13 protein-coding genes are annotated in these 12,147 nt (G+C 43.3%); 7 read left to right on the forward strand and 6 right to left on the reverse strand.

Going from position 1 to position 12,147, the window contains the following annotated elements; all coding sequences use genetic code 11:
- Nucleotides 1-2 precede the first annotated feature (2 nt).
- From B7989_RS01205 to B7989_RS01230, 6 genes are read right to left on the reverse strand one after another with little or no spacing between them, the layout of a single operon-like run.
- Complete coding sequence (locus tag B7989_RS01205; RefSeq protein WP_088626817.1) at nucleotides 3-1,172, reverse strand: deoxyguanosinetriphosphate triphosphohydrolase family protein; 1,170 nt, start codon at nucleotides 1,170-1,172, stop codon at nucleotides 3-5.
- A 15-nt stretch (nucleotides 1,173-1,187) separates the two neighbouring features.
- Nucleotides 1,188-2,099 carry an MBL fold metallo-hydrolase gene (locus B7989_RS01210; RefSeq protein WP_088626818.1) on the reverse strand — a complete coding sequence of 304 codons (912 nt, stop codon included), beginning with the start codon at nucleotides 2,097-2,099 and terminating at the stop codon, nucleotides 1,188-1,190.
- A 49-nt stretch (nucleotides 2,100-2,148) separates the two neighbouring features.
- Nucleotides 2,149-2,928: a hypothetical protein gene (locus B7989_RS01215; RefSeq protein ID WP_088626819.1), complete on the reverse strand. Its 780-nt coding sequence runs from the start codon at nucleotides 2,926-2,928 to the stop codon at nucleotides 2,149-2,151.
- Nucleotides 2,928-4,169, reverse strand: a complete 1,242-nt coding sequence (locus B7989_RS01220) for a VWA-like domain-containing protein (RefSeq protein ID WP_088626820.1) — start codon at nucleotides 4,167-4,169, stop codon at nucleotides 2,928-2,930. Before B7989_RS01220 ends, B7989_RS01215 begins: the two co-directional genes overlap by 1 nt.
- A 20-nt stretch (nucleotides 4,170-4,189) precedes the next feature.
- Nucleotides 4,190-5,260 carry an AAA family ATPase gene (locus tag B7989_RS01225; protein ID WP_088626821.1) on the reverse strand — a complete coding sequence of 357 codons (1,071 nt, stop codon included), beginning with the start codon at nucleotides 5,258-5,260 and terminating at the stop codon, nucleotides 4,190-4,192.
- A gap of 9 nt (nucleotides 5,261-5,269) precedes the next feature.
- A complete protein-coding gene (locus B7989_RS01230) occupies nucleotides 5,270-5,977 on the reverse strand; it encodes a hypothetical protein (protein ID WP_088626822.1) in 708 nt (235 codons plus the stop codon).
- 172 nt (nucleotides 5,978-6,149) lie between these two features.
- On the opposite strand from B7989_RS01230, the gene B7989_RS01235 reads away from it, so the two are divergent.
- The 7 genes from B7989_RS01235 to B7989_RS01265 all read left to right on the forward strand — a co-directional run bounded on the left by B7989_RS01235 (nucleotide 6,150) and on the right by B7989_RS01265 (nucleotide 12,146).
- Complete coding sequence (locus B7989_RS01235) at nucleotides 6,150-7,424, forward strand: PD-(D/E)XK nuclease family protein (RefSeq protein WP_088626823.1); 1,275 nt, start codon at nucleotides 6,150-6,152, stop codon at nucleotides 7,422-7,424.
- Between the two features lie 141 nt (nucleotides 7,425-7,565).
- A complete protein-coding gene (locus B7989_RS01240) occupies nucleotides 7,566-7,772 on the forward strand; it encodes a hypothetical protein (RefSeq protein ID WP_088626824.1) in 207 nt (68 codons plus the stop codon).
- A 17-nt stretch (nucleotides 7,773-7,789) separates the two neighbouring features.
- Nucleotides 7,790-8,503 carry a hypothetical protein gene (locus B7989_RS01245; protein WP_144264930.1) on the forward strand — a complete coding sequence of 238 codons (714 nt, stop codon included), beginning with the start codon at nucleotides 7,790-7,792 and terminating at the stop codon, nucleotides 8,501-8,503.
- A gap of 9 nt (nucleotides 8,504-8,512) precedes the next feature.
- Complete coding sequence (locus B7989_RS01250; protein WP_088626826.1) at nucleotides 8,513-9,220, forward strand: hypothetical protein; 708 nt, start codon at nucleotides 8,513-8,515, stop codon at nucleotides 9,218-9,220.
- Nucleotides 9,221-9,229: 9 nt separating this feature from the next.
- Nucleotides 9,230-10,006, forward strand: a complete 777-nt coding sequence (locus B7989_RS01255) for a hypothetical protein (protein ID WP_088626827.1) — start codon at nucleotides 9,230-9,232, stop codon at nucleotides 10,004-10,006.
- Between the two features lie 76 nt (nucleotides 10,007-10,082).
- Nucleotides 10,083-10,406 carry a hypothetical protein gene (locus tag B7989_RS01260; protein ID WP_088626828.1) on the forward strand — a complete coding sequence of 108 codons (324 nt, stop codon included), beginning with the start codon at nucleotides 10,083-10,085 and terminating at the stop codon, nucleotides 10,404-10,406.
- 402 nt (nucleotides 10,407-10,808) lie between these two features.
- A complete protein-coding gene (locus B7989_RS01265; protein ID WP_088626829.1) occupies nucleotides 10,809-12,146 on the forward strand; it encodes an ATP-binding protein in 1,338 nt (445 codons plus the stop codon).
- The last annotated feature ends 1 nt before the right edge of the window (nucleotide 12,147 follow it).

The raw sequence follows: 12,147 nt of genomic DNA on the forward strand, positions 1-12,147 counted from the left end.
CGCTACTGTGCGAAATTAATTCCGAAAGATTTCGGAATGACAATTTCCCTGTAGGAATTCATCAAGTAGTCATCTGTCATTCCAGAAACGTAATCGGCAACGACGCGGGGCTTTGAAGTTGCGGCCTTGTATTCTTCGCTCATGGATTCGTACCAATGACGAATGCCAGTGATTTTCTTATCCGATTCAAGTTCTTCGAGGCATTCTTCCAGAACCGTCTGGAACATGGTTTTGATTTTCTCGTCTTGCGTAGATTTTTTCGGATTCTGGTAAATGTTCTTGTAATTCCAATCTTTCAGGCGGCTTAACGCTTCGGAAACATCTGCCGAGAAAGTCAGCGTTTCCTTGTCGATGCTGTTATTCACAAGGTCTTTGATCAGCGTGTCAACGATAGTGCCATTTTTGTCGCCGAGAACATCCGTGATTTCTCGAGGTAGGTTTTCGCGTTCCACCAGCTTCAACTTGATGGCATCTTCAATGTCGCGGCCAATATAGGCGATTACATCTGAAATGCGCATCACGCAACCTTCCAATGTCATCGGGACCATCGCCTTCGATTTCAGCGCGCCCGTCAAACTGTTGCGGTACTCTTCTAGCAACTTTTCTGGCGTCTTGTTGCGATCGCAACCATAATGGTTCTGCAGAATTTCGCCGTTGTGGCAAATGATTCCGTCAAGCACTTGTGCGGTAAGGTTCAGACCCTTGCCGTACGCTTCAAGCTCATGGAATAAGCGGAAACTCTGAACGTTATGTTCGAAAATTCCTTCGTTCTGTTTTTCCAAAAATGCCGACAGAATGCGCTCGCCGTCGTGTCCAAAAGGCGTGTGGCCCACATCGTGGCCCAGAGAAATCGCCTCGATTAGATCCTCGTTCAAATTCAAGAAACGCCCGATTGTACGCGCAATCTTCGAAACCAATTGCACGTGAAGCACGCGATGCGTAATATGGTCGTTCTCGACCAAGTAAAAAACTTGCGTCTTGTCAATATATCGGCTGTAGCAATAGGAATGAATAATCTTGTCCGAATCATGGAAAAAGTTCGGACGAACATCTTCCGCGGCCTCGCGAAAGCGAACTGCCTGAACAGACTTGCAAGCATAAGGCGCAAGCGAACTTTCCTTCGCATTCAACCGCGCTTCAATCCGTTCCCTAGTTTCAGCATTCCATTCCATAGAACATCCTTAAAATTATTCCGCAAATCCCGGGGGCGGCAAATGCATGCCAGCCATGGTGAGTTTGTTGTCGCGGGCATATTGCATAATACGCTTGCGGCTTTCAATGGACTTTTCCTTGTCCATGTCGTAATTGGAATTGATTTCGGGGTGGTCCTTTTGCAAAGCGTAACCATGCATCAAATCGCCAATCACGAGTAAGTTCGAAATCTGGAAAGCAGTGTGGCCGGGCGTATGGCCCACGGCATCCAGCGCAAGCACGCCGTGCGGCAAGCTGTCGCCAAAGGCGAACAAATGGAGTTTATCCTTGTACATTCCCATGACGACCTTCTGCAAGTCGTTTTTCGGAATGTCATTCATCCAAGCATCGTATTCCACTTTGCCTGCGTAAACGGTGGCGTTGTTGAATACCTTCACGTCTTTGCCAGCAGAATCTTTTGCAATCATGCCTGCGATGTGGTCCACATGAAAGTGCGTCAGATAAATCAAGTCAATCTTGTCAGGAGTCACATCCAAAGCGGCGAGGCGATCCAGCATCTGGCCGCCGAAAGCACCGAGACCCGCATCAAACAAGATGTTCTTGCCGTCCACCTGCAACAGGAACACGCTCACCGAAGCCGGAATGCCATCGGGCAAATTCAAGCTTGCAAACAGAGAGTCGCTGGCGTCGCTAAAGAGGCTGCGTGGGTTCAGCTTTTCGCCCTGATTGTCCTGAATCCAAGTCACGCTAGCACCGTTTGCGAGCTTGATGGTTTTTGCAACTTGCACGACATTCGCCGCTTCAGCTGGGGCAGCATTTTCTGCCGGCTCCGTAGCAGTCTTGGCAGGCTCTGCCGTTTTTTCAGTAGCGGGGGTCTTGGTGTCGCTGCAGCCGAATACGACGAAAGATGCCATCATGGCAAAGAGGGGGAGAAGATGCTTTTTCATAAGGACTCCTGTTTAGAGTGAATATAAAAAAGAATCGTTCTTGTAAAGTTTAAACCCCTGTTTCGGCCTGTAATTTATCCAATTTAGCCCCTTTTTTCCACGGGATTTTATTGCCGTAGCTCTTTATGTCAACGGCGTAGGGAATTTGGTCTAGCAGTTTTTCTATTTGCGCGATGACGTTCAAAATGCCCGAGATTTTTCCCGAGAAATTCTTGGGAGTGAGCGATATTTGAATCATCTTGTGCTTTTTCATTTTCACAAACAGAAGGTAGCGCGTTTCGTCACTGCTTAAATACCACTCATAGTTCGAAGATGACATGATTTGCGGAATAATAGTCTCAATGCTTTTCTCGGCAATATCAATAAGTTTGTTTTCTTTTTCTTGCGAAAGGCGGAGGTTTTGAGCTTGTTCGTGATATTTCGGAAACTTCCTGAGGAATGCATCTATGTTTTTTAAAGTCGCTTCAATATTGCAGTTGAAGCTGTACACGCTTGTATCATATTCTTGTCCCCAATCCGTATTGTATGTGGCATAGAAGTTCGCAAAAGCGTTCCTAGGCTCGACAACGAGCATAAAACGCTCGCTCTTCACTCCGCTTGGAGTGATAGTCAGAATTATTTTTTCAAGGATAGTATTGAACTTCTCTGTGACAGTTCTGTTTATGGGATCTTTCTGGGCGAAATCGTAGATTTGCTTTTTCAAGTATTCCGGATCGATGGGCCAATGCTTTTCGTTTGAAGGGAATGTGGCGATGATACCCCTGATTTTTCTGTTCCAAAATGAATCAAGGAGTATGTAGGTGGTATTTTGATTCCGGCGTAAGGGCATTATGACCTCGGAATATAAGTGACACGATTCCGTTTGAGTTTTTTGAGTCTTTCGCTATTGGATTCGTAATCCGATTTGTTGCTTAGCACCCAAAGAACATCTATGACACGCTTGGTGCTGTAGGTGGGGGATTCAGCAAAACCATCTGTGAAGAAAATTAACCCATCGTATTCAGGATGATTGCAGTAGTAATCTGCGACGGGTTGAAAGTCGGTTCCGCCTCGGCCTATAATTTTTATGCTCTTGCGAGCTTTCTTGAAAGCTTCGGGGATGCCTTTGATTTCTGAATCGAATTGGAGAACGTCCAGCTTCTCGACTCCGAATTTGAAAAGTCTGCCAATGGCCGAGAAAAAGAATTCTAGGCTTCTGTCGGTGACAGAACCACTCACGTCTACGGCTATGAGCAGATTCGCTTTTAAATCGTAGCGGCTGCCCATGGCGTCAAATCCGAATCGGCGATTGGGGCGCATACGTGTCAGATGGCGTTTACTAGAAAGTACCGATGTTTTGAAAATGCTCAGCATTCGTCGGTAATCCATGTCGACCTTCAAGCTCGCCTTGATAAGTCCTTGCATGGAACCGGGAACCGTTCCCCAGGTGTTGCTTGCTATGGCGACTTCAATCATGTCATTGATTTCGCAACAGGCTTCCGGATCTTCCTCCCAAAGTTCCGATACTTGTGCATCTTTCAACCCCTTATTACGACCGCCATCTCCATCATTGTCTCCGTTTCCTTCAGAATCCTGTCCCTCTCCCTGGTTGTTCTCATATTCGCCTACACCGTCCCCGTCTTCGCCATCTTCGTTTCCACCTAGAGGAATCGCTTTTGCGGTTTGCCCCTTCAGTATCTGGTAGTATTCTTCGAAACACAGCCCGTGTGGCAATTGTAAGCTAGTCCCGCTCATCTGTTTTCTAATCAGGAGGGGCACATCGTAGACATCTGCAATGGTCACGTTGCTTGCCATGGTAAGGAGAGCCTTCTCGGCGTAAGGAGGCTGGCGTTGGTACGGGTGTTTTAGCAGAATTCGGAACATCTCTATCTTGAACATTTCCACCAAAATAGAATCGCGTTCATTTTCCAAGAGAGATGGCGAAAATTCAACTTTTCGATTGCCTGTTCGAATGGGAACTTCCAAGGTGTCGTTTTCAACTACGCTGTGACTACAGTATGCCGCGAAAAGCAGTGGTTCTGTCAGGAACCACGTTTCGCCAATTTTCTTGATTCTCTCAAGAACAGTCATGGGTCACCATCCGTCATTGTTTATATAGACTGCACAAAAGCCATTATCTTGCTATACAGCTTGATGCATCGCGTAATGATAAAAGTCATTGCTTGCGGATACACGGCCGAAGAATAGGCGTTTGTAAAGTGCGCCTGTGCTTCACGGAATTTTTCGTCAGAAAGAAAATCAAAATATGCATCGAGATTTGTAGCGACTTTCTCTATTTCGCTGTCATCGTAATTTTTCGTTTCAATAAAGCGGAAAATGGACTCGTTTATCGCGGCGAGTTCCGGTACTTTGCATTTTTTCAATGCAGTTTTTTGTTTTGCAAAATCACCGAGTAAAATGTCCTTTGCGCTGGGCAATCTATTTTGATTGATGCTTGCAAAGAATTTCGAAGCCGCGGTCATCCCGATGACACCAGCAATAATTGTTTTGAGCAGCGAATTAACTTCGTTCTGTTGCAGAATGTTTGAGACACGTTCCCAGGCGCGCCTGTCAGGAGATTTTTCAAGCCCTTGATCTTCGCGGGTGAATTCTGCACCATCAAGCATTTCTGGGTTTTCAGAAATAAAACAGATGACTCGATTATCCAGTTTTTTCTGGGCCGCCCACAGGAGCCATTCTTGAACGGTGGGGCGGAATTCGTAAATATTGAAGCGGCTAACCAAAGCCGGGTCCAAATCGGTGAGTTGGTATTCTTCTCCGTCGTTCACGGCGCTAATCACGCGACTCCCTTCGGGGAGTTTTTTACCAGCGAGTGTCCGGTTTAGCGTCAAGTCCATGATGGTCTGCAACACTTCGGGGCGGGCGCGGTTGAGTTCGTCTAAAAAGAGTACCATCGGCTTCCCGTCCGTCGGGAACCAATAAGGTGGCATAAAGTCCGTCTTTCCTGTTTCTGTATTCAAGCGCGGGAGCCCAATCAAATCGCCAGGATCGCTCATCTGCCCGAGAAATAGAATGACCACCCGTTCTCCGCGCGCAGTGAAGAACTTCTCCAGAATCTGCGACTTGCCGATTCCGTGTTTCCCGGTGAGCATGATGTTCTGCGATGCGGGAGTTGCTGCCAAAAGTTTTTCCAGTTCTTTTCCATTGATGCGTACGCCCATAGACTCTCCTTAAAATCGTGTAAATTCCTTTGTCATTGTAATATCCATCGGGAAGGGCATTGTGTTCAGCAAATTTTCCACGCGCCCAAGCACCTCTAAAAGCGTGGGGAGCCGTTTCATAAAGTCCCTACGGTTCAGTGTCATCGAAATCACGTTCTTTTTCCCCATGCCAATGCGCAAAGAAAAGAACTCGCCTTTGTCTACTAGGTCCCACTCGTAATGCGTTGTTGAAAGCAACTGCTCCACGGCAGACCTGATGCTGATTTTAGCCATCTCTTCAATTTTTGCCTTTTTCTCGGCCTCGATTTTTGCGCGCTCCATTTTTTCTTTATGTTCCGGGAATTCGTCAACAAAGGTTTCCAGGTTTTCTAGCGTTCTTTGCAGGTCGATTGTTGATGCCGAGAAGCTGAATGAATCTCCGTTTCTTAATTTCAAGTGCACGGTCGCCTGAAAATTGATTGTCAATTCAATGATGTACATTGAATCAAATAATTTCTGGATGGTTATTTCTTCAATTTTATCGTTTTGCTGAAACAGTGATCCTTGCTTTTTCCCGTCCATCGTTACCACAAAGCGGCATTCTGCTCTGCGACTTTTCAATTCGTTGAACGCACAAAGAATTTCCCCTTCAGAGGGGAATGTCCTAGATTCGCCCGGTACAATGATGTTTTTAAGTAGCTTTTTCCAGTAAGAAACCTGAATGTCATCCCTAATCATACCGCAAAATATACTCACGGTATGCGACAACTGATGACGTTTACGGAATGCGTAAAATCATTGAATAATATGCAAATAATGCACATTTTTTTGTTTTTTATGAAAAAAATGGCACTTTTGCGATTTTGAGGGTATATTTCTATTAAGAAGCTTTCAATATAAGGAGAAAAAAATGGCTGCAATTATTTTAAATAAAATGTATACTGGGGGGTATTTGGAATCTGGCGAAAATATCGGTCATGAGATAATCAACCTGTATAAGGCGGACAATGACTGCAATTATGTGTATGTAAACGCCTATGGATGGATTGCAAAAGAATGGGATCATAAAATTTCAGAAATCCTTTTGGTCCGAATGATCAATAATGCAACATTGGAAATTCTAGGTGTTGCGTCTGACTTGCAACAAATCCTTTGCGAATATGACTATAAAAAAGAAGACGTTTTTTTTGAAGAGCAAAAAAAATATGTTCATGAAAACGGAATAAAATACGGTTCTGTATATCTCGATGAAATTATGAAGGGAAATCGAGATGAAGTGCAATATAAACCACAGTTAGTTACTTTCAGGGCTGGGAGTGTAAGACGTCCTAGTAAAACTATATATTTAACGACTGATAAATCATTGAATACAAACGCCAATTCCCAATATTTTTATTTACCAGAATATAATTTTTCTTGCACAAGTCCAAAGATTTATTGCGATGAACAAGAGCAGCCAAAAGCACATACGGTTTTGAAAAAAATTATAGATAATTCATCATTATGGCTTAATTCTGAAAAAAGTACTGATAAGGTAAATTTGAAAAACGATATATCGTCAGAGAAATTTTCTTTCTTAACTCTTATCAAAAAGGAATACGATGAACTGTCGTATTCAAATATGTTGGAATATTTCTTTAATTTAGATAAAAATGTCTTTTTTGAGTTTTGCAAAAAAGTCTTAGGAATAAGCAATTTTAATGAGGATTATGAAATTGTTCGCGAAGTTGAGTGTAACATTGATTTACTTATAAAATCGCAAAGGCATGTAATTGTAATTGAGAATAAGATTAAGTCTGGCATAAACGGTTTTGGACACGACATAAAAACAGAGGAAGATGCAAAAAGTCAATTGGATAAATATTATACCCATGTGTGTAAAAATTATAGCGAACGTGAATGTCATTTCTTTTTATTGACTCCTAACTACAATATTATCGATCCATTGAAGTATGCGCAAAATGGAGAATACAAATCACTGTTATACAGTGATATTTATGAATTCTTTTCTGAAGTCAAAAGTGATGTGCTGGAAAAAGACAAGTATTTTGATGATTTTAAAATAGCCCTAAAAAAACAAAGTGAACCAGTTGATAATCAGAATTTTGATATTATGCAAGATCGTTTTGTAAAGACAATTATAAAAATAAAGAATGAGTCGAGCAAAATTTCTGCTAATGGGTAGATGACGGTTTAAACAATCGCTTTTTATCATGATAGGTATAAAGCCCCTTTTTAGGGGCTTTTTTCATATCGGGACCTATCCGTCTGTAATTGTCGCATAACCGATGTATCTTTATTGCGTCAACCTATTTTAGGAGAGAATATGACGCAAGAAGAATTGATTGATAAAGTCCACAACGAAATGTCCGGCAGAGTGCCGTTTGCCGAGGTGGTGCACCGCATTGCGAACGCCATTAGGCTAGAAGGAAAAACAAATTTCCGCACGATGTTTGCAAGGCTTGAACCGGCTTCAAGCGGATACGTCTATGCCTATCCGGATGATATTTCGGATGGTCCTTGGGATATCTAATTGTGAACGAGACGTATATGCGAAGCGAAAACAACCAACTTTTGGAACTATATCCGCTTTCTACTATGCGGAAAATCTTGGATTGTATTGAAACAACACAGAACATTCGTGTTGACATTAGCCGCATCCCTTTAGACGATAAGAAAACACTAGATCTATTCAGGAACGGGGATACGGGGGGAGTATTCGGCTTTGACTCTCCTGACATGCAAGAATATTCGAAACAGCTGAAACCAGATAGCTTCGAAGAATTAATGATTTTATGCGCGTTATGTGGACCTGCGAGAGCGTTTAGGCCCGCGACATCTGATTTGATTACCGAATATATCGATAGAAAGAGGGGCGAATGTGGCTATGACGGCATTCATCCGGATGTAGAACAGATTATTTTGCCTACCTATGGCATGATTATTTACCAAGAGCAGGTGACGGAAATCCTTTGCAAAATTACAGGATATCCTCCAGAAAATGCAGAGGAAGTTCGTCGCATACTTGCAAAAAGAAATCCTGAAAGAATATCGAAACTTGAACCAGAATTTTTCTGTCAGTGCGAGGCCAAGGGGCATGACCAACAAATCGCTTGGCAAATTTGGGACTTGCTTTTCATATACGCAAAACATGCCGTTTGCAAAACACTTGTGTCGATTTACACCTTTGTCGCTTACCAATTTGCCTATTTGAAGGTTCATTACAAGAGCGAATTTTGTTCCGCAATAACCTGCGCAAAATAGGAGGCCCGTATGACGTTAGATGAATTTCAGAAATACAAGGCGCTTAAAAGCTATGTTGAGGAATCGTATCCCGATAAAGAAGAAAGCAAAGATGTTTGGCATTCCGTCAAACGACTGATATTAAGCTGCAACGAACATGACATCAGGCAAGATCAGCTGGAGATCTTTTTCCAAATGTCTGAAACCGGGAAACCGCTTTGTCATCTGGATGTCCTCGTAAATTCAGACGATTTTGTCTCTATTTTTGATGTCTTGGATGAGCCCTTCGTAAGCTACCCATTTACGCATTGCCTGTTGGTGTGCGACGCGGTCAAAAATACGCATCGATTTTTCTTTGTAAATCCAGATGTGTCGGGTACAAAAGATTTTTCGTTCAACAGTAAGTTGGCGCTCAGGGATTCATACATTCTGCTGAGTTCTTGTGAAGAAAGCGTGGAAAATATCGCTGATTTGATAATTCCCGAAACGGCGAAGTTCATCATCCGTTGCGTATTATGCAAGAACCGTGTTAAATATGCGGGCGTATTTGAAATAACAAGAGATTCTGCGGGAAGCATTTCTGCCGTTGAATTCAAGAACGAAGAAATAGATATGCAAGAATCGCTTTGCAAGAGAATAAAGAAATCGGTCTCGGATGCACAAAAAGTGCAAAAGCAGAACGACAACAAAGTTCTTTGGAAATGGGACGAACTCTTTCAAAAGAGTTTCAATAAATAGGAACACCTTATGGGTACAAGGAATTACAAGAGTGTATTCATTCTGCGCGTTTACAGATTCGATTTGTGTGAAAAGCCTGGTTACAGCGTAGACAAATACGAAATTAAACGGAATGGCTATGCTGCGCCGAGTTTTAAAATTTACGAGTCGGAAACAGGAATTTTTGAGACCTTGGCGCAGGCTGAAAAACAAATCCGAAAGCTAACGGGTAACGAAGATATTTATAGTTTTCTTGTGGAGGAAAAACCAGTAGGCGGTACGTTTTATACTGAAGACGCCCTTTCAAGAAGACGCTACTTGAAAGATGGTAAATTGTGGCAAAAATGCGATGTTTCGAGTGTTCGCTGTTTCAATGGGAAAGATGTTGATTTAGGTGAAGTCAATTTTTATGGCCGCAATCCCCAAACCCTTCCTTTCAAGGAGGGTGACATCGTAGAAATTGCCTACAACGATTATGCGCGGCTCGCCATTATCTGGAAACTTCCGCCAAGCGTTGATTACATGAAAACTATATGGGATCAACACAAAAAACTTTGCAAAAAGAATCCTCTTAGTTCGCGCGTTCATCCTGACGAGTCTGAAGACGCCTACACAATCCTGTTTTACTATGTGGACAAAGACGGCGAAATAAGCCACGATGTCATGCACGCGGCTGTATACGAAACATTGCCGCTTTCATTCCCCGTCTCAAGAAAAAGTGCTGCTGAACTCCGCCGCCGCCTTGAAAAGTTTAAAGACGAATATGAACGGTATGAGGATGAATGCGGAGACGTCATTCCGTTCTAAAAAGGTTTTAATATGAAATACGAAGAACGCAAAAGCTCGGAATACATAAATAATATCATAGAACATCTGATTAAAGATGACCGTTTGGTTAAAGTTCAAAGGAAAATTGAAAGGGAAATTGAACTTCATCAAGATTCGCATCTCTTGGCAAGAAAGGTGCTTGCCAACCAGTGTTATTATTAAAGATACTCCCGGGAAAGAGCCTGCTGATTACAAGGAACTCAACGAATGGCACGAAGAATTAAGCTGGAACATCGAATGTCTTGAGCTCCCGGAATTTGATAACGAATACATCTGTTTTGCCATGCACAAGTTCTTTGCCGACGGTTCTTATTCCCTTGCAGACGCCATGCGTATGAAACCAGAGGATTTTCATATTTACACCAAAATAAACATATAAACCAAACGCCAAATAGGACAATTCCCATATTTAGCAAAGGAGTTTTTATGACGCAAAAGGAATTAATTGACAAGGGCCACCGCGAAATGGTTGGCAGCGTGCCGTTCACCGAAGTGGTTCACCGCATTGCGTAAGCCATTACCCGGGAAGGCGCCGCAGATTTCCGCACCTTGTTTGCCAGGCTTGAGCCGGCATCGAGCGCATATGTCTATGCCTACCCGAATGACCTTTCGGACGGACCGTGGGACATCTAAAAGCGATTGGTGTTTTTGAGTCTAAATCGCCACTTTTCTAGAAAAATGCACTTTTTCGGTTGAAAAAGTGCACTCCAGCTACAATAATTCGGTTGAAAAAGTGCGTCAAAGAGTTGACAATTCGGTCGGAAAAGTGTAGTTTTATGGTATGTTCAAGCGAAAAATCCTTAAAGAATTCGAAAATTGGAAAGTTTCGGGGGGCAAAAAGAAGGCCCTGGTTGTCAAAGGCATGCGCCAAATCGGCAAGACATCTAGCGTCCTGGATTTCGCCCGAACCCATTACGAAAACGTCGTCTACATCAACTTTAAGGAAAACGAAAACGCCAAGCAAGTCTTCGACAGTGACCTGAACGTGGGCAGGATTACCATCGACCTTTCGGCGCTTTTCCCAAACGCTCATTTTGTTGAAAACAAGACCGTCATCATCTTCGATGAAATTCAAGAATGCGCAAACGCCCGCGCGAGCATCAAGCCCTTTATGGAAGATGGACGCTACGACGTTATTTGTACCGGATCCCTGCTTGGCATCAAAGGGTACAATCGTAAAAAAGGGAAAGGCGTCCCGACCGGTTTCGAAAGAATCATTTATATGAAACCCATGGATTTCGAAGAATTCCTGTGGGCTAAGGGAATTGGCGAAAACGTGATCGGTTACCTGAAGGAATGCTACGAGAAAAAGGAACCCGTAAGCGAGGCGACGCACAATGCCATGCTCCGCTATTTCAAGGAATACCTTTGCGTGGGCGGACTCCCTTATATTGTTTCCCGTTTTGTCGAAACGAACGACATGAATGTTGTCTGGCAAGAACAGCAGGACATTCTTGAAGAATACAAGGACGATTTTGGCAAGCACCTGGACGAGAACGAAAACGAGGAAATAGATCGCACGCTTCTTGGCCGCATCAACCGCGTGTTCGATTCCATTCCCGCGCAGCTCGCAAAAGAAAACAATAAATTTGTCTATTCTCAGCTAGAAAAGAAAGGTCGTTCTGAAAATTACCAAACCGCAATCCAGTGGCTCAACGATTGCGGCATCATCAACATCTGCTATAATCTGACCAACATCGCAGAACCCCTTGATGGTTACAAAATCGAGAATACGTTCAAGATTTATGTGCAGGATTCCGGATTGTTTGTTGCCATGCTGGAGCGTGGAACAGCTGCAAAGATTCTAAGCGGCGATATGGGATTCTACAAAGGCGCCATCTACGAGAACATCATTGCGGATTGTTTCTCCAAACAGGGCCGCAAACTATTCTACTTCCGCAAAGAATCTGGGCTAGAAATTGACTTTGTAGAAAATGTCGGCGGCGAACTCGCCATTATTGAAGTCAAGGCGACAACGGGGCGTTCCAAGTCGGCAAAGACCGTTCTGAGTAACGATAATTACGCAGCAAAGGTTTGCTACAAACTTTCCGAAAACAACATAGGTGTTGCTGGCAAGATGGTTACATTGCCGTACTATATGGCAATGTTTCTGGAGTGAT

It is taken from the genome of Fibrobacter sp. UWB5, from assembly GCF_002210295.1.
GTDB lineage: Bacteria > Fibrobacterota > Fibrobacteria > Fibrobacterales > Fibrobacteraceae > Fibrobacter.